17 protein-coding genes are annotated in these 26294 nt (G+C 48.6%); 9 read left to right on the top strand and 8 right to left on the bottom strand.

What is annotated here, in order from left to right:
• Window positions 1-284: 284 nt before the first annotated feature.
• Window positions 285-1187 carry a LysR family transcriptional regulator gene (locus tag AOT11_RS16715; protein WP_017421852.1) on the top strand — a complete coding sequence of 301 codons (903 nt, stop codon included), beginning with the start codon at window positions 285-287 and terminating at the stop codon, window positions 1185-1187.
• Window positions 1188-1318: 131 nt separating this feature from the next.
• Window positions 1319-2164: an MBL-fold metallo-hydrolase Vmh gene (vmh, locus tag AOT11_RS16710; protein ID WP_011082269.1), complete on the top strand. Its 846-nt coding sequence runs from the start codon at window positions 1319-1321 to the stop codon at window positions 2162-2164.
• Between the two features lie 96 nt (window positions 2165-2260).
• Here vmh and nfsA read toward each other — a convergent pair whose 3' ends face one another.
• Window positions 2261-2983, bottom strand: coding sequence for an oxygen-insensitive NADPH nitroreductase (nfsA, locus tag AOT11_RS16705; protein ID WP_017421853.1), 723 nt, complete (start codon window positions 2981-2983; stop codon window positions 2261-2263).
• Window positions 2984-3144: 161 nt separating this feature from the next.
• On the opposite strand from nfsA, the gene rlmC reads away from it, so the two are divergent.
• Entirely contained in the window at window positions 3145-4275 is a 1131-nt protein-coding gene (gene rlmC, locus AOT11_RS16700; RefSeq protein ID WP_017421854.1) for a 23S rRNA (uracil(747)-C(5))-methyltransferase RlmC, read from the top strand.
• 25 nt (window positions 4276-4300) lie between these two features.
• On the opposite strand, the gene AOT11_RS16695 is transcribed toward rlmC, so the two are convergent.
• Window positions 4301-5167, bottom strand: a complete 867-nt coding sequence (locus AOT11_RS16695) for a TauD/TfdA dioxygenase family protein (RefSeq protein WP_017421855.1) — start codon at window positions 5165-5167, stop codon at window positions 4301-4303.
• Window positions 5168-5381: 214 nt separating this feature from the next.
• Here AOT11_RS16695 and AOT11_RS16690 point away from each other — a divergent pair, with 214 nt between their 5' ends.
• From AOT11_RS16690 to AOT11_RS16680, 3 genes are all read left to right on the top strand, one after another.
• A complete protein-coding gene (locus AOT11_RS16690; protein ID WP_017421856.1) occupies window positions 5382-6137 on the top strand; it encodes a helix-turn-helix transcriptional regulator in 756 nt (251 codons plus the stop codon).
• Window positions 6138-6314: 177 nt separating this feature from the next.
• The gene (locus AOT11_RS16685) at window positions 6315-9983 is read left to right on the top strand and encodes a hypothetical protein (protein ID WP_017421857.1); all 3669 of its coding nucleotides are present in this window, start codon (window positions 6315-6317) and stop codon (window positions 9981-9983) included.
• A gap of 204 nt (window positions 9984-10187) precedes the next feature.
• The gene (locus AOT11_RS16680; RefSeq protein ID WP_011082275.1) at window positions 10188-10397 is read left to right on the top strand and encodes a hypothetical protein; all 210 of its coding nucleotides are present in this window, start codon (window positions 10188-10190) and stop codon (window positions 10395-10397) included.
• A 313-nt stretch (window positions 10398-10710) separates the two neighbouring features.
• Here the strand turns inward: AOT11_RS16680 and AOT11_RS16675 are convergent, their stop codons facing one another.
• The 4 genes from AOT11_RS16675 to AOT11_RS16660 form a co-directional block, all read right to left on the bottom strand.
• Window positions 10711-12447, bottom strand: coding sequence for a hypothetical protein (locus AOT11_RS16675; protein ID WP_026050574.1), 1737 nt, complete (start codon window positions 12445-12447; stop codon window positions 10711-10713).
• Between the two features lie 302 nt (window positions 12448-12749).
• Window positions 12750-14597, bottom strand: coding sequence for a M3 family metallopeptidase (locus AOT11_RS16670; protein ID WP_017421859.1), 1848 nt, complete (start codon window positions 14595-14597; stop codon window positions 12750-12752).
• Window positions 14598-14767: 170 nt separating this feature from the next.
• Window positions 14768-19354, bottom strand: a complete 4587-nt coding sequence (locus AOT11_RS16665; protein ID WP_017421860.1) for a PKD domain-containing protein — start codon at window positions 19352-19354, stop codon at window positions 14768-14770.
• 124 nt (window positions 19355-19478) lie between these two features.
• Window positions 19479-20927, bottom strand: a complete 1449-nt coding sequence (locus AOT11_RS16660; protein ID WP_017421861.1) for an aminotransferase-like domain-containing protein — start codon at window positions 20925-20927, stop codon at window positions 19479-19481.
• 87 nt (window positions 20928-21014) lie between these two features.
• Between AOT11_RS16660 and AOT11_RS16655 the strand changes: the two genes are divergently transcribed.
• On the top strand, window positions 21015-21923 hold the full coding sequence (locus AOT11_RS16655; protein WP_017421862.1) for a DMT family transporter: 909 nt from the start codon (window positions 21015-21017) through the stop codon (window positions 21921-21923).
• Here AOT11_RS16655 and AOT11_RS16650 read toward each other — a convergent pair.
• On the bottom strand, window positions 21895-22968 hold the full coding sequence (locus AOT11_RS16650) for a sensor domain-containing diguanylate cyclase (RefSeq protein WP_017421863.1): 1074 nt from the start codon (window positions 22966-22968) through the stop codon (window positions 21895-21897). The genes AOT11_RS16655 and AOT11_RS16650 overlap by 29 nt on opposite strands.
• A 185-nt stretch (window positions 22969-23153) precedes the next feature.
• Between AOT11_RS16650 and AOT11_RS16645 the strand changes: the two genes are divergently transcribed.
• Together AOT11_RS16645 and AOT11_RS16640 are read left to right on the top strand one after the other, a co-directional pair.
• The gene (locus AOT11_RS16645) at window positions 23154-23438 is read left to right on the top strand and encodes a hypothetical protein (protein ID WP_017421864.1); all 285 of its coding nucleotides are present in this window, start codon (window positions 23154-23156) and stop codon (window positions 23436-23438) included.
• Window positions 23439-23557: 119 nt separating this feature from the next.
• Window positions 23558-24343, top strand: a complete 786-nt coding sequence (locus AOT11_RS16640) for a substrate-binding periplasmic protein (RefSeq protein ID WP_017421865.1) — start codon at window positions 23558-23560, stop codon at window positions 24341-24343.
• Window positions 24344-24424: 81 nt separating this feature from the next.
• Here the strand turns inward: AOT11_RS16640 and AOT11_RS16635 are convergent, their stop codons facing one another.
• Entirely contained in the window at window positions 24425-26056 is a 1632-nt protein-coding gene (locus AOT11_RS16635) for an endonuclease (protein WP_017421866.1), read from the bottom strand.
• Between the last annotated feature and the right edge of the window lie 238 nt (window positions 26057-26294).

Raw genomic sequence — 26294 nt, 5'->3', positions numbered from 1 at the left:
AGCCAAATTGTTGGGTAAGCAATATTAAAGTTGCCAAGAAAAAGAATCCAATCTGCGCCAATCGCTCAGATCGATGCGTTAAGACATTGTTAACGCAAATTATTTTTATCTATGCTTGGTTGTCGTTCGGTGGGCAGTGTAGTGAAATAATTAATTCATGCAATCTATGATTCTGTGAGTGGATGTGACCTTTTATTAATTAAATTGTTGATTAATAGAGATAAAAGAGAGTATGTAATGAAATGTAATGAATTAGAGTAGATACTCTCGAGATGAGGTGAGAAATGGACAGATTAGAGGCTCTCAGGGCTTTTGTAGCAATTGCAGAACAAGGCAGTTTGTCTGGCGCTGCAAACGTGCTCGAAATCGAGAGGACCAAGGTATCACGCTATCTTAGTGAGTTAGAAGAGTGGGTTGGAAGCCGTTTGCTTCACCGCACCACCCGTAAACAAAGCCTCACGGATGCTGGAGAGCAAACGCTCGAACTCGCCTATCAAATGCTTTCCCTTTCTAATGAAGTGAGCGCGATACGAGATCGGCAAAACAATACGCTTTCTGGCAAGCTTCGTATTGCTTCGGCCTACTCTTTAATTGAGCATTTCTTGTTGCAAGCCGTGGAAGCGTTTTGTGCTCAATGGCCAGAGGTACAGATCGAACTGCTGGTGGCCGATAGCAGCACCCACTTAATTGAAGAGGGGGTGGATCTGGCGGTACGAATTACCAATGATTTGGCCCCAGGGCTTATTGCAAGGCAAATGGGTGTGTGTCGTAGTGCCCTTGTTGCCACACCTGCGTATCTTGAACAGTTTGGTCATCCGCAGCAGCCCAGCGATTTGCCAGCACATCGTTGTTTAAGCTTCAGTTACTTTGGCAAAAACCGTTGGTATTTAACCCGAGATAACCGCCGAGAAAGTATCGATATTCAAGGCCCTATCACCGCCAATATTTCTACGATCGTGTTATCGGCAACACTGCATGGAAGTGGCATCAGCCAGCAGCCCTATGCTGCGGTGGCGCCACATCTTGCACAAGGTCGTCTATTGCCCGTCTTGCCGGATTGGCAGCCTGATGAACTAGGGGTTTACCTCGTCTATTCAAGTCGTAAGCAGATCACGCCGTTACATCGGCAGTTTATTGATTTTATTTGTCAGCGAATGGCAAGCGATCCGCTGTGGCAGGCGTTATAAACGAGAACGGTGAGTGTGAACTATTGGTGCATAATTCGCACTAGTGATGTGTGTATGTGTGGCTATTTCGCGCAAATAAAACGAAATACATTAGAGCCCGTTGATAACAGATAACTCAAAGGGCCAACTCTATGAAGAAAATACTTGCCGTTGCGGTACTCGCAACCCTGAGCCAGCCAGCATTGGCAGCACTGAAACTGACCACTTATAACCCACAAGAAAAGGCCATTTTTCCGGTCAGCTCGACGCTGATTTCGGGGAAAAAAGAAGCCATTTTGTTCGATGCACAGTTCAGTACTACCGAAGGTAAAGCGCTGGTGGAGTTGATTCGTCAATCGGGCAAAGAACTCACCACGGTGTACATTACTGGTGGTGATCCAGATTTCTATTTTGGTCTTCAGCCGATCGTGGAAGCCTTTCCTCAAGTAAAGATTAAAGCGACGGCAACCATCGTTGATCACATCAATCACACAAAAGATCAAAAGATCGGTTACTGGGGGCCAATTCTTGGCGAAGGTGCGCCAAGTCAGCTTTATGTGCCAGAGGTCTACAACGGCGACATCTTGCTTGAAGGTGAAAAGATTGAGCTAAAAGAAGCGGGTACGCATAACGCGTACTACTGGATCCCGTCTCTTAAAACCGCATTGGGTGGGGTATCCACTTACAGTGGCATTCATGTCTGGATGGCTGATAGTCAAACCAAAGAGGAACGTCTTGAGTGGGTTGCATCACTCGATCGTATGAAGCAATTGAAGCCAAAGCGCGTGATCCCAGGCCATTACTTAGGGCAAGTTCCCCCTCGTGTAGAGGCGGTTGATTTCACGAAACAGTATGTGATGGATTGGCAGCGCTATGTAGAGCAATCAAGCAACTCGACGCAATTGATTGAAAAGATCACGGCGCAATACCCACTACTGACGGCAGATGAAGGCGTCACCATTGGGGCGAAGGTGAGCATGGGTGAAATGAAGTGGTAACTGGTCTAAAACCACTCGTGAGATTGGGTTAGACAGCAAAAGGCAGAACTTGGGTTCTGCCTTTTCGTCGTTAAGATATCTCACTGTGGTGAGGCGTTACTTTGTCGCCAAGCCTTTGCTGTGTAAATAAGGCAAGATATGAGGGCGAGATTCCCCCGCCAGCTTGCCCGTTACTTGTTCAGACCAGCTGGCCTGTTTTTGGTTTGATGAACGCTTGCCATAGTAGTCGAGCATGGTTTGATCGTATTGCTCTACTTTATTGAGATCGAGCGGCTGATAGTGGTTCTCGTGGAGAATGACCTCCGCGGGCAGCCGTGGTTTGAGATCAGGGTCTTGGTCTGGATGGCCTAAGCACATACCAAACAAGACGGCACTGAATGGAGGCAGTTCGAGAAGGGCATCCACCTCGGCGGCTTTGTTTCTCAGCCCACCGATGTAAACGCCACCTAACCCCATCGACTCTGCGGCCAATAAGCAGTTTTGCGCCATGATGCCGGCATCCACCGCGCCGATCAATGTCAGCTCGGTAAAGCCCGCTTGTACTTCTGAGTTGAGGGTGGCGTGGCGTTGATAATCAATGCAAAACACGAGGAATTCGGCAGCCGTTTCGACATAGTGTTGTGGCCCCGCGAGCTCGGCAAGCTGCTGACGTTTGGCTGGATCGGTAATGCGAATGATTGAGACCACTTGTAGCAAACTGGAAGAAGAAGCGGCTAGCCCTGCTCGAATGATGGTGTCGAGTTGCTCTGGCGTTATCGCTTGGTCGGTAAATTTGCGAATAGAACGGTGGGAAAGCAGAGTGTCAATAACAGCGTTCATGGCTCAATCCTTAGCAGAAAATGTGCACAAACTTTATCTGCTATGATGAAAAATGTCGAATCTCTTGTTATTGCCCCTATTAATCGTAATGACAAATAATTGGAATGGTTAATTGCTGGCAGAGGAATAGACTGCCGTTTTCTTTTTTTGTTGCGATTGCCATGTCCTGTCCTTATTTTGAGCAAAAGAGCTGCACTTCTTGCACACACATGAATACTCCTTACTTTCAACAGCTTGAAATGAAAGACAATGCGTTACATACCTTGTTTTCTGATGTTGCACAAAGTGCGTGGTTGGCTCCGGTTCAAAGTGACTCAATGCATTGCCGTAACAAAGCGAAAATGGTCGCGCTTGGTGCCGCGCATCAACCCACGTTAGGGATCGAAAGTGTCCAAGACGGCACGCCCATCTCCTTAGTCCATTGCCCGCTCTACACTCAAGATAGCCAAGCGCTGTTGGCTTACTTGCAAGAATGGATACGTACATCAGGCATTCCGCCTTACAACAAAGTGAAGAAAAAAGGTGAGCTTAAGTTTGTTTTGCTGACTCGTAGTCAGGCTCGTGGCGAGTTTATGCTGCGTTTTGTGGTGAGAAGTGAGGCAGCACTTGAACGCATTCGCCACAACTTGCCGAGGTTGCAACAGGCGTTTCCTGCCATTCGTGTCATCAGCGCGAACATTCAGCCGATCCACATGGCTCGCTTGGAAGGGGAGCAAGAGATCTTTCTCACTGATGCGCAATATTTGTTGGAAGAATTTAACGGTGTGCCGATGGTGGTGAGACCAAAAAGCTTTTTCCAAACCAATCCGCATGTGGCGGCCCAGCTTTACGCCACTGCCCGCGATTGGGTAGCCGAGCTCAAACCACGCCAAATGTGGGATCTCTTCTGCGGCGTTGGTGGCTTTGCGCTTCACTGCGCACCGCACGCAGAGCAAGTGATTGGCATTGAAATTGAAGAAGAAGCGATCAACAGCGCGAAGCTTTCGGCTCAACAACTCGGCATTGATAATTTGAGTTTCTCTGCGTTGGATTCGGCGGCGTATTCTCAGGCACAAACGCAAGCCGCGGATCTTATTTTGGTTAACCCTCCACGCCGCGGCTTGGGCCAAGCGCTGACTGCACAGTTGGAGCAACTGGCACCACAATATTTGATTTACTCCAGTTGTAACCCAGTGACGATGCAGCAAGACCTAGCGCATCTGCCTAGCTACCGAGTCGAGCGTGCTCAGTGGTTTGATATGTTCCCGCATACTGATCACGCTGAAGTGATGATGCTGTTGGTGCGCCAATAAGCGCTTAGCCTTAACTGAATTCAGCTTACTTAAGTTGCGTTGCTTGTGGTGCATCGCCAGTAATGGTGACGCGGTGCAAGCGACGTGGCTGATCGCCATAATCGGTCACGGCAAAGTGTTGGGTCGCGCGGTTATCCCAAATGGCCAAAGAGTTTGCTTGCCATTGAAAGCGGACTTGAAATTTCTCTTCTCGAGCTGTGGCAAAAAGCGTTTCTAGCAGCGCTTGGCTTTGCGCTTCCTCCAACCCGTCAATACAACGGGTAAATTGTTCATTAATATACAGTGTCTCTCGTCCAGTTTCCGGATGCTGCGCTACCACAGGGTGATGTACCGCTGGAAACTCGCGCGATTTCTTCACCACGTAGCTTTCCCCATCTTCATCCTTGTGGTCATAACGGCTATTTTCAAAAGCGTGTAAAGCATGGGTGGCCAACAGCGGTCTCAACTGCTGCTTTAATGAATCATCAAGCGATTGCCAAACCGCTTCCATGTCGGTCCAAATCGTATCGCCTCCAGAAGCTGGGCAGTGCTGGGCATGAAGCAGAGCGCATTTTGAGGGGCGGGCTTTCCAAGTGAGATCGGTGTGCCAGTAGCTCTCTCCAGGTGGCAATCCTTCTCGGGTTTCAATCACCACCACTTGTGGGGCGTCTGCCAAATGAGGAAAGAAAGGGTGGATCGGTTCCAGCTCACCAAAGCATTGCCCGATTGCCAAATGCTGCTCTGCTGTCAGCAACTGATCGCGAAAGAACAGCACTTTGTAATGTAAGAACGCTTGGTACAACGCCTCAAATTGTCGCTCGTTGATGGCACCGAGCTGAACGTCTTCAACTAAGGCGCCAAACGATGCCGCTACAGGGGTTATTTTCATGGCTTCTCGCTCAATTTTGTTCACTGGCTTTAGGGAGTGAACATCAGACCGTCTTTGGCTCCATTTTCATTCATAGCCCTCATTTTTGGCAGTCAATATCGCGACAAACGTGCGTCAGATCATTGGTTCGGTTTCTAGTACTTTGGTTGAGTATTTGTTCAACTAATATTTGAGGTGAAACTATCAAGGCGTTCACTTGCAGTATGGCCGGACAAACAGCAACCGAACGGGGCAAATGATGAAATCAGATTTTTCGACCTTACTCGATTTTAATCACGTGAATATTTCACCCATTGAGCTTGAAGAGATCGTCTTGCGCGAACTGGCTCAGGCGGGTATCGAGAATGTGGTGTTCATGATTTTGGACCCTTATCAGGTGCCACGGTTGCAGTTTGATTTCGGATTTTCGAGCCAACAGTTGGACATTTATCAGCAAAATCAACATCACGATTCATTCTTACAGTATTACCTGCGTAAGGGATTGATTGGCCAGTATCTTTACATGCAAGAGATGCTGCCAGTGAAACAGATCCGCAACCCCGTCTTTCGTGAAGTGCTGATCCCAACCATGAAACTTCATCATTCCTATTGCGGTTTGTTTAGACTGGTTGAGCACCACTACTTGATGTTGAGTTGTCATGGTTTCAGTGCATTACCGCCTAAGCAGCGTGATCATCTCAAGAGGTTGTGGCAGTTTTTGATCTCATGGGGCAACTGTTGGGTCGCCCAGCAAAGCATGGTAAAACGACTTGCTCAGCTCAGCCCTATTCGTTCGATCGTGCATAACGGTGATGTACTGACGGATGCCGAATTGGAAGTGCTGGAACTTCTGGTGCAAGGGATGGATGGCAGTGAAATTGCCCACTATCGCTCTGTCTCGAAAGAGACGGTTCGTACTCAGATTAAACGGATTTTGCACAAGACAGGGTGCCGTCATCAAAATCAATTGATCTCGCGCTATTACCGTATAGGATCTTATTCTTTAGTTGTATGAATGGTCTCTTATTATTAATTCTATTGATGTAAATCAAACCCCGCTCAATTGCTCGTGCTGCGTCACCCACATGGGTGATGAAGTGACTGAGTTCCCTTTTTAAGCTGCATATAACCGTTGCGTAACCGCGCAACATTGCGATGTGAGAAGAAAATAAAAAGGAATTCGGAGGGAATCATGAGAGCCAATAAAATCGTCATTGCACTAAGCGTGGCGGGGATGGTCAGTTTGGTTGGATGTGGTAGTGACTCATCAGACAGCAGCACACCTACGGTGCCTGATACCTATAGTGTCACAGCCATTGATGGCTATCTTCACAATGCTAAGGTGTGGTTGGACACCACCCCTAACTGGGTTCACGATGATGGTGAGCCCATCGCCTACTCAAATCAGCAGGGCGTCGCGCAATTGGACGTCAGCAACGTTGCTAACTACCAAAGCTTTCCCGTTATCGTGCAAGCGATAGCCGGTGAAACCATCGATACGGAAGGCGGAAATGTCGATCCCATCACCGCGGGATACACCATGTCTGCCCCCGCTGGTGAAGCGGCCATCACGCCACTTTCTACCCTTGTTCATGTTGATATGGTGAATCGCCTGCAAGGCGAAACTAACCCCATACTCATCGCCGCTCAGCAGCAACAATCGGTTAAGCGCATTGCCGAGCAACTAGGTTTAACGGATGAACAAGTTTTGGGTGACTTCTTGGATGAAGAGCATCAACAAGCGGCATTTGCGGCGCGTAGTTTGGTGACAGTAGGCGTCGTGCTAGCTGAAACTCCAGAACAATATCAAACCACGATGGATGACCCAGAGGCTAGCCAAAAAATGGCGCATACTGCGGAACAGGTTAATAAGGGCATTAAGAAGACCATCGAAGATACGTCTGCAGAAGATCTGGCCGATAAGAAGCCTGAGTTTAATTATGATGCCGACAACGACGGCAACATGGACGATGATGGTGATGGCGTTCCTGATTTGTTTGATGAATACCCAGACGATGCTACCGAATATCGCAATTTTGACGGTGATGAGCTGGGAGATAACGCCGACCCTGACGATGACAACGATGGGGTGAAGGATGTCGATGACCTCTTCCCGAACGACAACACGCAAGCGGGTGACCCAGACAAGGATGGCTTTGATAGCTTGGTGGATCAATATCCAACCGATCCGAAATTGGCGGGGGATCATGACCAAGATGGTTATGACAGTGTGGTGGATGAGTTCCCGAACGACAACACGCAAGCGGGCGACCACGATAACGATGGTGTGGATAGCCTCGTGGATGCCTATCCCGACAATGCGGACAAATCAACCCAAGACCAAAGCACAGAGCTAAGCTATCGCTGGCCAACGGTGACCCACCTCGGTAAAGAAGCCAGAGTGCTTGACGTGACCTATCACACAAGCGTCGAAACCTTTAACAGTGGCTTGGTCACCACCGAAGTTGAACGGACTTTCCGTACCGTAGAGGGGGATTTACTGGGCGAAGAACATAGTATTGAACAGACGCAAAAAGATGGCAGCTTTAGCCGCATTAGCGAATGGCGATATGATTTCAACTTAGACGGCGAGATTTTGTTTGTTGGCCGGTCTTTGGATATCGGGAAGAAAACCGCGCAGGGTGAGCAGTATTGGAAATACATTGATGAAGCGGATGCCGCTTTGGAAGGGGCTGACAATGGCGGAGGACGCACGTTCGATGGCGTGAATTTTACCAGCCGACAACATCCACAAACGTTACTGGGTATCGACACCATTCAATATGTGACCGTCACTCAGGGAACGGATGGTGAACTGGCTAGCGTGACGACGCAGTTGGATCAATTTGCCGTCAATGGCTTCAAGATCGATGATGACGCGACCCACGTGAAAGATTATGCCTACCGTGGCGTAGAAAAACGTCGCGAACAGATCCCTGTTTGGCTGGAAGAACACCGGGATTGGCAAGCTAATGGCTCGACAAACCAATACCGCCTGTTTGTTGCTGACAGCGAAAACACCTATCGCTTAACGGAGCATCAACCTATTTGGTCGAGCCCGACAGACAACAGCTACGAAGAGTATGCTGACTATAACTACAACAACCAAAAATGGGAAAATCGCACCGCGTATTGGGTGGAAAGAACCACCGAGTTGTTGGCAGACAGCAGTACGAAAGTGTCTGGCTCGCGCTACTTGCTTGCCGATTCGGATGCAATAAAACGCACGTCGTCAGAGAAGCCAGATGGTGAGAAATTCAGTGAGTTCTCACTTCATGAGCGCACAATATCTGCCACGGAGAAACGCGCTTACGAAACTTGGCATCATATTGCACTGGAAGGGTACGATTTTACCGCGTCCGAGAATGTCTTTGGTCATCAATACACGGTGTTCAATTTGTATGACGACATCTGGATGGGTTACAGCTATACCCAGTGGTTTGATCGCAATATCGACTTGATCGCTGAAGTGGATAGCTTGCTAGAGCAAGGTGTGCCGGTTGACCAAATTACGTCAGAGATGATTCCGAATTTGAATCTCTATGCCAAACCTGCGTTTACACCATCATTCCGTTACCACGACAATGGTGATCCGCGCGTGTGGTATTTGGTCACCGATGATCCTTTCTATGACGCATCGGGTTATGTCATGCAAGCGATCACCTTTACTCCAGGTGGATTGGCCAATGCGTTTGATGTGTTCGATGTGGTGAACGGTATTTATTTACTGAAAGGCAAAGTTGAACAGCCACAACAGTGGCAGGAGATCATTCCTCGAGCGATCTTTATGCAGAATGCACAAGCGGACAGTAGCGGCATTTCGTTTATGACTGAACGAGGCGATGAGTACTTTGCCAGCCGTGAAAAAGCGCAGCAGCGTTTGAAAGTGCTGCAAGCACAGCAATCACTCTGCACATATGGTGACACGGGTTGGGATGAACAAAATAATCGCCCAGCGGGTTCACCGACTGAAGCGGATTTCTATCAAGCCTTAGAGACGTGTTTGTACCTACCGCTGACCCCAGAGCAGTTAGTGACAATGCAATGGCACTACTATGATGCCGAAGACCGCGTGCATGAAAGTTACCTCTTCTATGAAGAGGGGGCAGGGGTGATGCTTGAAAACGGCAATTATCTCAAGGATCTCACCTGGACAATCAATGAAAAAGGGATCGTGACTATTCGGTTCCCACTGGATGACGATGTGGATATGTTTGCTCTCACTGGCGAGCATAAAACGGGCTACTACCTCAAAGGGTACTTCCAATGGAACAAAGTGGTTACGGAAGAAGAAAGTGAGAGACTTTCCGAAATCGTCGCTGTCGACTACATGAAATATGCGCCACAGAGTGATCCCGCGGTGAGCTGTGATACGGGCAATACTCCTTGGGATGAGCCCAATGATAAACCCGTTTACTACGAAAGCTTTGAAGCTTATCAAGCCGCAGTGGCGCAATGTAAATCACAAATGGGGGACGGAAGCGTACTGACTGCCGAACTCATGGCTGGCACCGATAGCGGCAAAAGCGCTTATTGGGCGGTGGGCTATTACGAGTACATCGATCAGCAACGTGTGTTTACCGCCGACGAATGGCTTTACTTTAATCCGCAGGGCACTGGGGCGTTTGTCGATGCTGAAGATGGAGAGTTTCCGTTTAACTGGGCGATAGAAAATGGTCAGTTGAGAATTGACGTCACACACGCTGATTACGTCGGTTCCTACGAAATCAGCGAACTGATCAATTCAGACGCCACCGATCTGTCCTTAAAAAGCTTTTGGCATAGTACGGAGTGGAGCGATGTGAACGCGGGAGAAGGCGAAATCCTCGATCAAGTTTATCGTTTTGATGGTTTCCGCTAACTCTTTGTGTTTAGACGATAATCACTAAGAGTGTCGAATGGGCTGTTTCTTCAGCCCATTTTTATTGTCTCTCTGGCTCAATACATCGCGCCATGAAAACTGGATTTTGGTTGTAATACCTCCTTTGCTTATAACACCTTCGCATTATCACTTCTTATATTGACATATCTATAATTAACCCAGTGCGGTAGAAAGGAGAAAGCGATGAAGGTTGTTGTTGAGTTCCTCGAGTCAGGACGCTTCAGGGATAACTTTTGGGATGGCGAATTCAGAGTGGAAAAAGGTGAGCACAGAGCAGTAAGCCCTTCGTTAGCAGCTCAACTCATTCACAACCGACAAGCCTCTCTCTATCATTCTGACGATCCCGATCAGACGGCGTTTATCAACCCTGCTGACGGTACGCCAATGAAGTAAACCCAAACCGAATAGATAAATGGCCACCAGCGAATATTGTTTCATTTGGTGGCCGTTTTTTTTGTGCTGGTATGCCAGAAAAATGCACAGGACCCAGCGCGTTTGCCTTACTCGGTGATGTGCGGAATGAAACCATCCCAAGTTAGGGGGAGCGTCAGTGGATGGGGTTCTATCCCTTTGCTACTTGAAGCTGAAGCGGTGTTGGCTGCAACGCCAAGTTGTTTGGGTATATCTCCTGTTAGCAAGTAGAAATAGCCGGGAATAGAAAAGGGACCAATGGTCCCTTTGGATAAACGCACAATCGCGACAGTGATTATTGATTGGCAACATTCATGGATGACTTATCAATGCGGTAGTCGTAACGCATTTCTAGGCCTTTATCGTTCGCGTCAAAAACAAAATTGAGTGTGGCATCCACCGTTAATGCTTCACTAACTTCTTCTGGAATTGGCTCGCCACTGAGTTCAGCCGCCATCGTTGCGAATTCAAGGACGCGTGAGGTGTTCATATAGGCTTGCCACAACCCCCCTGCTTCTAACGGCTGCTTGAGCACGACTTCTGACTCCGCTGCGGCTTTTTCACCCGCATAGAGCGTGAGGTGTTTGTCGTTCATGCGCGCAAAGAGTGGCGTTTTCATCCCCGTTTGCGCTTCAACCAGCGCACTGAGATCCACGGCTTGGCCATTGGGTTCAATGTTCACTTCTGCTAATTGTGGAACAAACATTTTTGCCGTTTGCACCAGAAGTGATGGATCATCTGCTGAGAGGCTGAATAGGAAATCCAGTTTTTCAAATTCAGGCCCATACTGGCCTTGTAAGTTCATCGTAATATCATTCAGGCTAAACTGAATGCCTTTTACGCCATTTACCATGCCAGCACCCATGCTCACGGCCGCAGCAGGGTTCTCACCTCGAATCTCTCGTTGGACGTCTGCGAGGAGTTCACAAGAGTAACTTGGTTGCGTCAAATCGTTCCAAATATTGCTGATCGCTGGCGCTAATTTGGCAACATCGAGGCCAAAACTCATACCAAAGATGCTGTCACGGTTAATTTCATCACTAGGAATAAAGCCGCGTACGGTTTTGAGTGCATTGATGAGAACTTGGTTGTTACTCTCGACGACAATGCTGCCATCCATAACCAGTTGTTTGTCTTTGGATTGGTAACTCGCGATAGACACAATACGAGGCCAATTGTTGGCGATGGTTGTCAATTCAGAATGACAAGTCGGCTGACGCAGCACGTCAATTTGATCTTCTGGAGAGAGTTGTTGCAGCACATCAATTTGACGAGCCAACTGGTTGCTGCCTTTGAGCGTGATCCCTTTGATCACTTCTTGGTTATCAAGGTAGGCGTAAAATTGGTAATTTGGGCCATATTTAGTTTGAAGTGCGGCTAACTTGCCGCTATCTGCAAACGAGTGTTGAGGTTTTTCTGCGCCAAGTGCCATTTTCAATGTGTTCTCAGCGCCAAACATCGGGACATCGAGCGTGAAGGTGACCACCTTGCCTTCCAGGGCGATTACAAAACCAAGGTTTTGTTCTGCGCTTGGCTCTGACGCGAGAACATAGCGGCGGTAATCAGCTTGGCCAAGTTTACCGACTTCATGCGTCGCACCTGTCTCTTTTTCCTTTTTATCGATGGTGGCCCAGAAAGCCGTTGGGTTTTCAATCTCGAACTTGTAAACCGGTACCATGCCTAAGGTGTAGAGCAGTGGTTTCACGTTGTCGCCTGTACCAAGGTAATTCTTGAGGCTTTGTTCATTGCTGGCGCTGTTAAGGTAGCCATCAAAGTAGGCGAGAAGAAAGGCTTGCTCTGGGGTGAGCTCTTTCAGATCGAACGCATCGGCGAAGCTTTCATTCTGATAACCCATAGAGGTTAAGTACTCGTAATGATTAATGGCGTTGGTCTGCAAAGAGATCAGCGGGGTATCCGCGGGTACATAAGCCAAGAAGTCATCGCCTGCTTGAGTATTGAGTCCTACTTTATAGAAATACGCGCCACTAGCGGCAGCCGCTGCAACTGCAGAAGCGAGGATAATTTTATTCACGACCAACTCCGTTGTCTGTTATTGACTCTCTCATCTCTCGCTCTATGCAGACGAGTGGGAGAGTTTTGATCATTGATAATAAAACAAAACGCTATGCTATATATGCAATTAGTTTTGTAGTCTCATCATATATAAGTTGGCTTGTTATTCAATGCGTTATTTATTGAGATGAGTGTTGTGTCTCTGCTTTTGGAATCGGTCAGACATTCAGCGATGGCGTCGAGGAGAAGAAGAAGCTGGAGGAAGAGAGTGCTAGGGGAAAAAGCAGAGCCAGCACGTTGCTGGCTCTGGATATCGATCAGTTATCGACCATAGGTTTTGACGATGTACGCTTCAAATTGATCGCACATATCGGCGTCAGAAATGGCGTTCGAAGCCAACACCTTACTGCCATCGACGATGGTGATGGTTGCGTTAAGGCTAGCAGGAGTGTGAATCTCTCGTTCGGCAAGGGCGGCGATTTTCTGCTGCTCTTTTTCCCACGCCTGCTGTGCAGTTTGGTTACAGGCGTCGGCGAGGTATTTCGCATTGAACCCTTCACCTGTCAGGCGCTTAATCGACTCAGAATGAGACACACTGTTGCCTGCATGCCAGTAATGCTCTGCCAACAGAGGGCCAATTTCTGGGTTATCACATAGGTAACCAAATTTCTCGGTGAAGTAGGCACGAGTTTGGTACACCGCCATGTGAGCCAGCAAGTAACCTTGGTAAGCACAAGAGGCTTCATCAGACAGCAGATGTGGAATGGCCATCAGTGGACGTGGGCTGCACGCCAAACCTAGAATGCGCATTTCGGTATCTCGGGCCAACTGGGTCACGCTTTCTGCCGTGAGTTGCTCGTCACTCATTTGATAAAGCGCACGCTCAAAGTACGGCACAACGAGAATGCTGCGTTCTGCATAAGCCTTGAACGGCTGACGATTATTGACCATCGCTTGAATGATCGAGTCTGGTACTGGGTTGCCAGCGTCATCCAATGCGTAGCGCTTCAACCAATCTGCGTCGTCAAGCAGGCTATCGCAGAACATCGATTGTGTTTCGGCGTAAGCCATGGAGGTTGGCGCAAATTCTTGCGAGAAACAAGGCGCATTGAGTTTCACATTAGCAAAGTGAGCGGCGTGGCCTCCTTCGTGGAACAAGGTATTCATGCCATCGTAGCCACAACCGACTTGGTCTGGTTTGGCATTGGAAGTGAAATTCACTTTAGCGGCAATCCACTCTCCTTGGTCATAGAAAGAAGGGATAGGGCCATGACAGAAACCGTTCGGGTATTTGCCTTTGCGATCCAACAGATCGAGTGTGAGCTCCGCTCCGGAGTAATCAATATTGAGGCGACCAAACGATTCTACCCAACGGCGTAGCGATTTAGAAAACGGCACATATGGGTCCAAGTCACGCATGACATCGCCAGAGAAAGAGTAAACAAAGTTATGCCCTTTTAAGGCGTCCTTGCCTTTCTCTTGCGCCAATGCATCCAGGCTATTTTGATGGTTTTGGCGAGTGCGCTGTTCGAAATCATCCAAAATCACAAACAGTTCGTCACTGGTCATGTGCTCGGTTTTCACCACAGAATAATCGAAGAAGTTGGCGTAGCCCATGGTGCGGGCAAAGGCGTTACGCTTTTTCACCAGCTCAAGGAAGCCGTTTTGCAGTAGCCACTGTTCGAGATCCAATAACGCTTGATGCGCAGATTGGCGAACGGATTCCTGATTGTTGGCGCGGATTGCCGAGCTCAGGATCGGCAGGCTGCCTTCCACCGTTTCACCCTTCTCGTTCACGTAAGTAAGCACGTGCTTTTGCTTCTTCTCAAAAATCTCTGCTTCAAACTGAATCAGATCATTCTTAAGCTCGCCCGCTTCGGGGGATTCAATAGCGTGCGATTGGAACATGGCTAACCAGCCATTGAGTCCTTGAATCGTCTGCGCTTTCTCGCTTGAGTCTGCGATGGTTTCTGCGGCTTCAAGTTGTTGTCTAATTTCGTTAATTTTTGAAGCTTGAGAAAGGAAGTTGGTCCACTCGGTCTGTGCTTTGGTTGAGCCTTGATGATCGTCGCTGATCCCCATGTAGGTTTCCCAGAAGAAATCTTCTTTGGTGCGATGAATCGTCAGATATTGTTGGTTTAGCTCATTAAGATAGGCAGTTGCAGTCATTTTTGTCCTTTAAAATGGTTGCCTGAAGAATGGGGCATTATGTCATGATGAATTGTGAATGACGAATCTCCCTTTCGTACGGTTAACGGCAGTGTCGTAAAGGGAAATGTACTTAGCGTTTACAGGGGAAAGAAGCAGCCCAGATTAAACTGGGCTGGCTATTAAGGTCATCATTTGAGTTCGACGACTCCAGGGTAATAGGCATCTACTGGTGAGGAACTTGGTAGCGCTTTGGAAGTAACCGTGCCACCCGCCAGAGGTGCTGCAAACAGCACGTCACTGCCATCCAGTCGCAGTATGCCCAGAATGTCGCCATTGCTGTCTTCGGTAAGATAACCTACCACCTTGCCTACCCCTAATGCAGCGAACTGCTGCACCTGATTGAGCATAGGGTCAAACTGCATCAGTTTGCCATTCTCAGTGCCGTAGTACAGCTTGCCGTCAGAGGCGGCAAGCAGAGCCGTGGAAGGTATGTCTACAAGCCCAGTAACGGCATCGGTTCTGATGGGGGCAGAGCAATCATCGGTGATCTGCTGAATGGTTCCCTGCCCACTCACGCCGCTCGCCGCCGTAGGCAAATACCAAAGGCTGCTCGCAGCAGAGTAGGTCAAGGCCCTGACAGGAGAATGGGCGCCGTTGCTGGTAAAGGAGCCAGTGTTGGCGCGCGCCTTTGTTAGCAAATCAAAGCAGTAGAGATTACTGTCCGAGATAACCCATGCCTGAGAGTCTTTCACAGCCACTTCAGTGGTCGCCTCAGCCTGACCGGTACTGTCAAAGCTGGCGATGGCAGAATAGGTGAGGGTATCCGGGTCTATGCTGTAGAGCACCTGTCGGAACGCATCGTTCGTGTCGGTTCCAAGGCCTATCAGCTGACCTTGCGAATCTTCTTTCAGTGCAATGCCCGGACGGACAGATTGGTTGCCGGTGCCGTACTTGATCAGAGCATTGGTTGGATCGTAACTGAACGTTGCCCCCCAGCCTTCAAATCCCGGCGCGAACCAAACGCTACTGATAATATTGCCACTGGAATGTACTAAGGGTTTGCCAATCGGGTAGGCGCCTGCCGCATATCCCAGGCTGGTCACGGTTACGCTGTCATCCAAACGGTCCTTGGTGACAATAGCGCCATTGCGGGTCGCACCGCCATCATAGCTTAAGATAGAGACATACCGGTCGTTGATGCTGTCGTTGGGGAAATCGGCGATACCGGGATCTCCGACGAAGATATAGCCTCTGTCTGCGCCGCCAACGATAAAGGCGCTGTCCGCATAGTTGAGACCACCTACACTGCGGATCTGCGAAGGTTTTATTGTAAAGCCTGCAATCACATTTGAGCCGCTGCTGCGCACCCCATCGGCAAATGCGGATGCCGCATCATCGCCATTCGCGATATACAGTGCGCCACCAGTGGAGGATGGTGCAAATCCGGTGGCGATTGCGCCTCCCCAGCCAGAAAAACGCCGCACGTCACTTGACCCACCATTGACTGTGTTGACTTCCGTCAGCAAAGGTGTGCGTGAAGAGTCTCCTCTGCAGACTGAGTAGCGGTTTCTTCCAAGCCAACTGAATACCCCGAGGCTTCTTCTGCAGTCAAAATTGACGGTACCAGAGCCACCACCTTCACGGGTACTCACATCAAAAATAGTTTTACCGTCAAAGTTATTTGCACTGACAAAGGAGTCCCCAGAAGCACTGATGTAGTTGCCACTGTAGCTGTAAATAAATGAATTGATATACCGTGAGTTAAGGAAGGGGCTGGGAACCCAGGGTTGACTTAAATCCGCTGAATTGGAAGGCGTAAGCTCAAAAACATTGGTCTTGGTCGCGTTTACTTTACTTTGGTTGGCGATAAAAATGCGATTGTCACCATTCCACTGCATATGTGCTAGCGGGCCGCGGCCGAAGGTATCACCCAGCACGTCTGGGGTACCAAGGTCGGCGATCCAGGTAAATGTAAGATAGTCGGGGCTTGCTGGATCTATGTTCAGGTAAAATACTCGACCGGCATTTAGCAAACTGCCATATTTTGCCAATCCAAACAGCGCCTTACCTGATGGATGAATGAGCAAGCGGCTGGCAAACCCATAAACGCGGTTACTATTGACGACTTCATATTCAATGTGGCGTAACACCTCCACCGCTTTGGTTGCCGGGTCAAAACTCATTACTGTCGCGCCGCCGTACAACCCCTCATTCGGCAGCATAAAGAAGAACTTGCCCCGCTCAGGGCTGAACACCAGACCCAAATAGTCAGTTGTTTGTACCCCGGGTTTGCCCTTCAGGCTCATCAGTGGGTGTATTTCATTGAGGTTCTTCTCGCTGATGGAATAGAGTCCACCGACCTGCTCATCCCCGCCAAGAGAACTGCTTAAAATCAACGTATGACCACTGGGGACAGGGTTGGCACCAATACCCGAACTGGGCTTGTTGCTGATGGAGACAGTGACCGGACTGCTATCGAGCTTGCCATCGTTAACAATAAGTTGAGCTACATAGCTGCCGGCGATATCCAGGGTAAACTGGCTGCTGGCTTGATTGGTACTGCTCAGCGAAGCCGCACTGGCTGCGGGCTTGCTGATGAGCGCCCAGCGGTAACTCAGGGAGTCGCCATTGGCATCAAAGGACGCCTGGCCGTTAAGAGTCACTACACTTCCCAAATCAACCTGCCTGTCATTGCCGGCATCGGCAACCGGGGCGACATTTTTGGCAACATCATGAATGAGTACGGTATCCGGCAAGCTGTTGCCCTTACCGTCACTCACCACCAGTTGCACCACGTAATCACCCACCACATCGGTTTTAAGGGTCGGATTGGCACTGACGGCATCAGTTAACTGGGCGGCACTGCCAGTTGGTCGGGTCAGCAAGGCCCACTGATAGCTCAGGTTGTCGCCGTCGGCATCGTAGGAGGCGCTGCCATCGAGCAATATACTCTGCCCCGCTTCGGCGGCCAGATCGGCACCTGCAGAGGCCACTGGCAAAGTATTTTTGTCAAAATCACGCACTATGACGGTCGCGGGTGTACTGTCGAGTTCACCATCATTCACCACCAGTTGGACTATGTAATCGCCACCGACATCGGCCACAAAGTCAGTGGTTATGGTATCGGTCGCACTGAGCAGCGCCGCGCTGCCAGCAGGTTGGCTCAATAGTTTCCAGCGATAGCTCAGTGGCTGGCCTTCGGGATCGGTGGAGCGGCTGCCACTTAAGTTAACCGTACTGCCTTTACTGATTTTTTGGTCGCTACCCGCATCCGCTATCGGCGCTAGGTTTACATCGGTTATCACCACAGTATCTGGTGCACTGTCCGCATAGCCGTCATTGACCACGAGTTGAACAACGTAATGACCTTGTACATCAAGAGTGAATGATGGTTGTGCCGCTGTGCTATTGGCTAATACTGCCTGACTTCCTGAAGGCTGGCTCACAATATGCCAGCGATAACTGAGAGGATCACCATTACCGTCGGTGGAAGAGCTGCCATCAAGCTGAACGGTTTGCCCTGGGGTGCCTTTGAGATCGCCGCCGGCATGGGCGACAGGTGGAAGGTTGCTATCAGACAGGAGAACGCTAGTCGGAAGGCTGTCTCGCGTACCATCGTTCACGATTAACTGCGCCACATAACTGCCGGGGATATCCGGAGTAAAAAACGGATGGACGCTGAACGGCTCACTGAGCTGCGCCAGACTGCCAGAAGGTTTATGTACCAGTGACCAGCGATAAGTCAGGCTATTACCTTCCGGATCGTGGGAGGCGCTGCCATCGAGATGCACTTCCTGTGAAGTGGTTATCTGCCTATCGTGGCCTGTTACCGCAATGGGAGCCTGATTTAAACTGGAAGCAGCATGAATGGTCACGGTGGCTGGGCTACTGGCGTTGTTCCCATCTTTTACGACTAACGCTACGATGTAATCGCCTGCCACATCGGGAGTGATCGACGTTTGTGGCGTGGTCGCATCAAGTAAGTTTGCCTGGCTGCCGTTTGGTCTTGCGACCATATGCCATTGGTAACTTAAAGTATCACCATCCGCATCAAACGACTCAGATCCACTTAAAGCGACCGCTTGTCCAAGGGTCATAAAAGCAGCGGCCTTTGGTTTGGCTATGGGGGCAATGTTGCTATCCGTCAAAACCACTCTATCTGGTGTACTTTGATACACTCCATCACTCACAACGAGCTCTGCGATATATTCGCCAGAAGAGTCGTAGTTTAGTGTGGGTGTCGCACTTGTTGGTTGGAGAATACTGGCACTGCTGCCTTGAGGTTTCTTTACCAAAGTCCAGCGGTATTCGAGCTTGTCTCCATCTGAGTCGAAACTGCCAGTTCCGTCCAGAACGACAAAACCAAGATCCGATAGTTTTATGTCTTTCCCTGCATTGGCAACGGGAGGAGTGTCTGCATCTGAAATGGTGACAATGGAAGGCTGGCTCTCTTTCTCGCCATTGCTGACGATGAGCTGAGCTTTATAAATGCCCACTTTATCGAGATATAAACTGGGAAAAGGGGATGTGTTGTCAATTAATGTTGAAAGGCTACCTGACGGTTTTTCGATAATTGTCCATTGATAAGTCAATGATTTTTCGTCTGGGTCGTGGGATTGACTGCCGTTGAGTACGACGGTTGTTCCACGCCCGCTGGATATTGGATGCCCTGCATTCGCAATCGGTAATATTTCTTGTTGTGTTGTTGTGTTGTTGTCACACCCAATGCTGAATACCGCGACAAAACCCAACAAAAGCATTGTTCTTTTTTTCATTGCCGTTCCTTGCACTAAAAAGATTCTTTGATTTTAAAGCTAGACAATGAATTTCATATGTTCAAGGAAAGGCTCATAAAAATAACAGCTTAACAACGGTAATCATCAAATTGTGTTTGCATTTCTATGTTGCTGCTTTGCGGCTGTGATGGCGGATTAATTTAGCTAATTGAGAGATGGGAAGCGTCCAATCTCTATCATGACTAAAGTTCGCCACACAAAAACGCACGCAATGTTGATATTGGTTGTGTGTGCCAAATACCGTCCCCGGTAGTAGGCTAATTTTTTCTTTGCGACAATCGAGATACAACGCATGGCTATCCACCCCTTCAGGCAGGATTAACCACAGCAAAAACGACCCTTGATTGAGATGCAATTGATAGCGATTTTCCAGCGCGGGAATCTGATTTAATGCCTTGCTAAGCATGGCGTGGAAGCGCTTACTTTGACACTGGTATTGTCGACGCATTCTGGCGGTGTGAGCTCGGTATTTGCCCGTGGTGAGAAACGACGCGATCGCACTTTGCATCAGGTTCAAACTGCCCATATTGTCACACAGCAAAAGCTTTTCAATCTGAGCCTGGTAGCGACCGGCTAACAGCCAGCCAATGCGCAAACGCGAATCTAAAGTTTTGGAGAGCGAGTTGACGTAAATGACGCGATTGGCTTTGTCGAGTGATTTTAGGGTCGGCAAGGGCTCTTCAAAACTCAATGCGCCAAATACGTCGTCTTCAATGATCGGTACATCATGGCTGACTTGTAAAAGGGCCAGACGCTTTTCCAGCGTCATGGTGGCGCCGGTGGGGTTAGTAAAATTTGGTGTGACTAAAATCGCTTTGATCGGCCACTCTTCCATTGCTTTGGCGAGTGCGTCAACTTCCATCCCCGTTTTAGGACAACTGGGGATCTCCAACACATTCAACCCTAGGGATTCGAGTAGAAGGAGGTTGCCAAAATAACAAGGAGATTCAACAGCGACTATATCACCAGTCACCGTCGTGGCTCGCAGTGCCAGACTGATGGCTTGTTGCGCGCCGTGGGTTGTGATGATCTCGGAAAGTTGGACAGGGACACCAAGATCGGCGGTGATTTTGGCCAGCTGTTTTACTAAAAGGGTATCGCCCGGAGGCAACTGGTAGTGGCTAGGAAGCTGACTTTGTCGTCGGCTATGACGCCCAATTTCCGCATACAAACTTTTGATGGCAGGGGCATCGATGTTGGGGTGCGCAGACCCCGTTGGCAGTTGCTCTTTTTCGTGCGGATAGGTGAGAAATTCTTTACAGACAGAAAGCAGATCGACCTTGGTGGGTTTGGTATGAGTGCGCTCAGGAGAGATCAAAGCGGGTTTCACTCGATAACCCGAGCGTTCAACAGAATAGACCCAACCTTGTGCTTCCAGCTCTTGATAGGCACGAATCACGGTGTTTTTACTGACTGACAGCTCCTGTTGGAGACGACGAATCGAAGGCAGTCTTTCATCGTGTTGGAACAGGCCAGATTGGATGGCCGAGCGCACATATTGCTCGACCACTAAGTACTTGTTGTGTGTGATATCACGCTCATCTGTACCCATAAATTCCCTTCAAACTGTCACTTATTTTCATTTCTGTACCCAATTACAGTAACAGCAAGTTGATAATAATAGCCACAAGGAATTTCCATGCTGCTCCGTTTGATCCCTTTTTTGTTTGTACTGCTCTGGGCTTCAGGTTTTGTTGGTGCCAGATTGGGCCTGCAATACGCCGAACCCGCAACCTTGCTGGCGATCCGGATGTTGGCAAACATCGCGCTGTTTTTGTTGCTGATTGTGTTGCTACGCCGCCGAGTGCCGACAGGGGCAGCCTTCTGGCACTCATGTGTTGTGGGGCTGAGTATTCATGGGTTGTATCTCGGTGGAACCTATTGGGCCATTTCATTGGGGATGCCTGCCGGATTGAGTTCCTTATTGGTGGGGATTCAACCGATTTTAACCGCCCTGATTTTGGTGGTCACGGTTCAAGAGCGCTTTCGGTTTTCGCAGTGGTTGGGTTTAGCGCTGGGATTGCTAGGTATCAGCTTGGTGCTTTCTGGCAAGATGGATTGGCAAACCGAAGCACACAAAACGCTTGCGATTACGCTGTGCCTAATGGCGCTGGTGGGGATCACATTAGGCACCTTGTACCAAAAACGTTTTTGCCATGGGGTGGATATGGTGGGTGGTGCTATGGTGCAGTATTTCGCCGCGGCATGCCTGTTTCTGCCTTTTGCGTGGCAGTTTGAAACCATGCAAGTGCAATGGACTACAACCTTTGTTCTGACACTGCTTTGGCTCGTGGTGGTGTTGTCGTGTGCAGCTATTCTGCTGTTGCTCTATATGGTGAAAAATGGCGCCTCTTCGAGTGTGGCATCGGTTTTTTATCTCGTTCCTCCCGTCACCGCGTTGCAAGCTTGGCTGATGTTTGGCGAGTCGTTTGATACAAAAGCCATGGTGGGTTTTCTATTGGCTGCGGTGGCGGTGTATTTGGTCGTGAGGAAGCCCAAAAAGGTGAAGAATGAGTCTGTTAAGTCTCACTCATACCTGACAGAATGATTTGATTGCGTCCTTTTCGTTTGGCCACATACAAGGCGTTGTCGGCGCGTTGCATTAACTCTTCAAAACCTTGATCGGTCGGCAATGGAAGAGCGATACCAATGCTGATGGTACAGTGAATAGCTTGATTCTGATGTTCAACCACGGTTTGTTCTACCATCGCTCGAAGCAATTCTGCAAGCCTTAGGGCTTCATCTGCGTTGACGTGGCGTAGCAAGATAGCAAACTCTTCGCCACCCAATCTTGCCACCAAATCATCAGATCGTACGCTGTTTTTAAGAATTTGAGCAATTTCAATCAGAACCTTGTCACCGACGGGGTGTCCATACGCATCGTTGATCGCTTTGAACTTGTCGAGATCGAGCATCAGTAGTGCCGTTTTGTGGTCGTATTGCCTTGGTTTGTCATTGATAAAGTAAGTCGCTTCAACAAACGCACGCCGATTGAGCGCGCCAGTGAGTGGGTCAAGGTGCGCGAGTTCAATCATCTTGTTGATTTGTTTGTGTTTATAGATTTGAGCGGCTACCCATTTGGCTATGGTTTCTAGGATTTTCGCATCAATTTCGCTGTAGCTATCCACTTGTTTGTGAGCTACGTTTAAAGTGCCATAGCATTCTTCTTTGTATTTTAGAGGGGTATCCATGCAGCAAAGCAGACCACCATCCACAAGCCATTGACAGTCAATCATGTTGCTTTTTCGGTTATCTGGGCTAATCGCAGTTTTTTGTTGGGAAAACACTTGGCCAACAAAACTGCTTTGTATGGGAATCAAACAGTCTTTTGGTAAAACGTCATTACCATCGAGGGCATAAAGCTTGAGATAAGCATCATTTTCTCTCAGCGCAATACTTGATCTATCCGCTTGAAAGATTTCTCTAATCCAGTATGACGTGCACAGTAATATGTCTTCCAATGAGTTTGACTGTGCGAGCTCTTCAAGAAAGCCTAGAGGGAGGGCGGCAAAATTGTTTTTGTTCTCTCGAGCGTCGTTATTGCCCCCGCTTTCTTTTGGTGGCACGACTTTTTTACTTAGATAAGATTCCATCTTTAGCCAACTGTAATTTATAAAATAAACAAAGTTTAGGATGGGACGAGTTGAATATCTAATCACATTCTTGAGACGTCATCGAATTTATTAATCGTTTTCGTTATACGTGATCCGTATGACAATCTGTGCAGATTTTTTCATCTGACGCTATACTCTGGCTCTTTTTTGCAAGCGTGCGACCGATGACTAAAAAACCGGATAGACAAACCGCGATGCGCAATATCATTGACGCGGTGAAAAAAGAATTGCCATTGTACGAATCAGAGACGTTTGTCTGTGGTCCGAAAGGGGAGTGTGTAGGCTGCCCGAAAAAACTGCTTGAGATGGTGGATGGTGAACTGAGCTATTGGGAACATGCAATGAACCGTGGTGTGATCCCCCATTTTGATGAAATTCGACGTTTTGGTAAGTTATGCAGTAGCGTGCGTAAGGGTTTGGTGAGAAATAACCTGATTTCAAGCACCTGACTTTTTGCTCTGTCCAAAAATTTGTCCAGTAAAAATGGCGTTTGTGATGATTTGGCCCTAGACGGTCATGTGATCTTTGACTAGCTTTTTAACAGGACCAAACGATTGACGGAGCGATCATGAATGGCTTTCAAAAAAGCGGCTTGGCACTTTGCGGACTACTTGCATTCACCTTTTCCGTCAGTGCAGCAACACCACCGGTCACCTCATTACAGCAACTCACATTTTTCTCGGAATCCTATCCACCAGCCAATTATCTTGAAAACAAGATGCCCAGAGGTTACTCGGTTGATGTTTTGCGCCAAGCCGCAAGCATTGTAGGAACCAATATCAAAGACGAACAAATTGTGATTCAGCCATGGCCGCGTTCTTATCGCGCAACCTTGACCCACGACGACGCGGCGCTGTTCTCAACCACACGCACTGAACATAGAGAACACCTCTTCCAATGGGCGGGGCCAATTTCAGACATCAAAGCGGTGGTCATGGCGAGAGTGGATTCCGATATCGTCATCAACGATCCCATCGACATGGCGAACTATCGAATAGGTGTGATACGTGATGATGTGGGTGAGCAGATGTTGCTAGATCTGGGAGTACCGCGTGAGGCGATGCAAGAAGCCAACTACGTAACGCAATTGGCTGAGCAGTTAATGAAAAAGCGCATTGATTTGCTTGCTTATGATGAGAGTGCGGCACTTTGGTTCACCTCACAAGCGGGTTTAGACCCCAAACTCTTTAAAACCGTTTATATCTTAAAAGAGGGTGAGCTCTATTTTGCCTTCAATAAAAACGTGCCCAAGAAGCTGGTCGATCAATTGCAAAAAGGCATCGATATATTGAAACAGCAAACCAATGAGGAAGGCGTTACGCTGCATCAAGCGATCCTCAATCGTTATCGCTAATATTTAAGAAAGAGTGGGATAAAACAAGAAGCGCCCAACTTTGATGTTGGGCGCTTTTTAATACAATTAGGGGGAAGTAACTTAGTTGCCCCAAATTGCTGTGACAAACTCAGGATGATCGATAAACGGGTTGCGGTTACCTTGGAACTCGTACACCGCTTGGTTGCGATCCCTCTCTTTTTGGCTAACGGGGTCAGCGTTATGCCAACGTTTCAGCATGTTGAGCATCCAAGGTTCAAAGACCGTGGTGCTGGTGCCATTGAGTACATCGTTAGCGTTCGTGGTGTTGCCTTCCCAATTCGCAATGGCGTTTTCGTAACGGGTGGCCATGTAGAAGTAAGCACGAGCAAAATCACCTTTAAACTCATCTACTGGTTCGAAGACGGTGCCCGCATAGCCTAAGTCAGATTTCGCCGAGCCCAGTTTGGAACCATTGCTGGAAACGTACGTTGCGCTGCCAACCTCACCGAATGGCCAGTTGCTGCGTTTTGCATTCACATAGCCGTCTGTCGCAAAAATATGGTGTCCATCTGAGTTCATTGGTTCCACTGTGCCACCAAACCAACTTTTCGGGAAAGAGTGTTCACGGTTGTAACAATCTCCTTCTTTGCTGTATTGACCGCACTGGTTGGTGCCTTTGGTAAAATGAACACTGTCTGCGCCGCTGGCTTTTTCCGAATACATATCCAAAATGGAACCATCATTTTCGTAGTAAAGATCGAGATCGGCCACTTTCGCCAGTTCCCAAATCGCACTGTATCCTTGGCTATTGTGGTTAGTGATGATGTTGTAGAGCGCGGTTTTTAGCGCAAAGCCACTCTTACCTTCGGCCGCTTTGTAGTAGTCGCCTAAGACGGGGGGCTCAGTGGGCGTTGTGGTGCCAGAGTCACCGATGGTGAACGACGTGAGTTGCGATTGGGTAAATTCGCCACCAGAAGCCAGTGTGTTGCCATTGGCAACAAGGCTATAAGAGCCATTACCGACCCCACAGCAAATGCCATCGCCGTAGCTGTCTAGAATTTCAAAAGTGTATTGGCCATCGCTTAAGCACATTTCTTGGTTATAAGTGGTGGAGTTCTCATACCCAGAGCCCGAGAAGAGTGTGGTACCGCTGCTGTTTTTCAGCAACCAACTTGTCTCAGACGCGTATTGGTCTGTTGTCAGTGACAAGGTTGCCGTGGTTGCGGAGCAGCTTTCCGGTTCGGTCGGTGTGGTTGCCGATTCCGTTGGTTGGAAGTTGTCGATATACACCACTTCTGAGCCATCAAAACCGGAAACGTCATAAAAGCGTAGGCCTACAGGAATGGATTTTGTGCTGGTGGCGGTGTAGGAAAACGTCAGCTCTTGCCATTGATTAGTGAGCCCGTTATTGGAGTAACCTTGGTAGCCATCGGCAATCAATCGCGCCATGACTTTGCCTTCGGTATGGTACACCGACACCGAGAACTGATAGGTTTTGCCCTGTTCCACGTTGACCATCTGCAAGAAGTCAGTGTTGCCTTGTGTCCCGGTATTGACGGCAATTGCGGCGGCAAGCTTACCGGTTTTTAGTGGGGTTGTGGCGGAAGAAACGGCGATACCAGAATCAATGGTGCTCCAGCCTTGTGGGCTATTGCCGCTCCATGTTTCAAAATCGCCATTGAGTAGCTGTGCGGAAGCTGGATTGGCGGAGAGCAGAGCCAGTGTACTTAGGGTAATTATTCTATTTAGCATATAACCTTCTGTTTAATGATATAAAAATCAATTAAGGATAAATTTTCATCAAAGATAGAAAGTTAACGAATCTCTCAATTTTTTATTACAATCCTATTGCTTTCATGAATATATTTGAAACTTATCACGGTATGGTGGTAGGTAACGGCAATCTATGCGGGTGTTTTGTGGTGTTTGAGTCGCGTCGATAGAGTGGCGAAAAGAAAAAAGGGATGCTCGTGAGAGCATCCCAAACTAG

Source organism: Vibrio vulnificus NBRC 15645 = ATCC 27562 (genome assembly GCF_002224265.1).
In the GTDB taxonomy this organism is placed as follows: Bacteria; Pseudomonadota; Gammaproteobacteria; order Enterobacterales; family Vibrionaceae; genus Vibrio; species Vibrio vulnificus.
Note: the sequence above shows the minus strand (reverse complement) of the source record. Positions and strands in the feature narration are given on the sequence as shown.

Excerpts from the sequence above, each read along its gene's own strand:
- AOT11_RS16715 (WP_017421852.1), top strand. The coding sequence starts at position 285 with ATGGACAGATTAGAGGCTCTCAGGGCTTTTGTAGCAATTGCAGAACAA.
- vmh (WP_011082269.1), top strand. The coding sequence starts at position 1,319 with ATGAAGAAAATACTTGCCGTTGCGGTACTCGCAACCCTGAGCCAGCCA.
- nfsA (WP_017421853.1), bottom strand. The coding sequence starts at position 2,983 with ATGAACGCTGTTATTGACACTCTGCTTTCCCACCGTTCTATTCGCAAA.
- rlmC (WP_017421854.1), top strand. The coding sequence starts at position 3,145 with ATGTCCTGTCCTTATTTTGAGCAAAAGAGCTGCACTTCTTGCACACAC.
- AOT11_RS16690 (WP_017421856.1), top strand. The coding sequence starts at position 5,382 with ATGAAATCAGATTTTTCGACCTTACTCGATTTTAATCACGTGAATATT.
- AOT11_RS16685 (WP_017421857.1), top strand. The coding sequence starts at position 6,315 with ATGAGAGCCAATAAAATCGTCATTGCACTAAGCGTGGCGGGGATGGTC.
- AOT11_RS16680 (WP_011082275.1), top strand. The coding sequence starts at position 10,188 with ATGAAGGTTGTTGTTGAGTTCCTCGAGTCAGGACGCTTCAGGGATAAC.
- AOT11_RS16670 (WP_017421859.1), bottom strand. The coding sequence starts at position 14,597 with ATGACTGCAACTGCCTATCTTAATGAGCTAAACCAACAATATCTGACG.
- AOT11_RS16665 (WP_017421860.1), bottom strand. The coding sequence starts at position 19,354 with ATGAAAAAAAGAACAATGCTTTTGTTGGGTTTTGTCGCGGTATTCAGC.
- AOT11_RS16660 (WP_017421861.1), bottom strand. The coding sequence starts at position 20,927 with ATGGGTACAGATGAGCGTGATATCACACACAACAAGTACTTAGTGGTC.
- AOT11_RS16655 (WP_017421862.1), top strand. The coding sequence starts at position 21,015 with ATGCTGCTCCGTTTGATCCCTTTTTTGTTTGTACTGCTCTGGGCTTCA.
- AOT11_RS16650 (WP_017421863.1), bottom strand. The coding sequence starts at position 22,968 with ATGGAATCTTATCTAAGTAAAAAAGTCGTGCCACCAAAAGAAAGCGGG.
- AOT11_RS16645 (WP_017421864.1), top strand. The coding sequence starts at position 23,154 with ATGACTAAAAAACCGGATAGACAAACCGCGATGCGCAATATCATTGAC.
- AOT11_RS16640 (WP_017421865.1), top strand. The coding sequence starts at position 23,558 with ATGAATGGCTTTCAAAAAAGCGGCTTGGCACTTTGCGGACTACTTGCA.
- AOT11_RS16635 (WP_017421866.1), bottom strand. The coding sequence starts at position 26,056 with ATGCTAAATAGAATAATTACCCTAAGTACACTGGCTCTGCTCTCCGCC.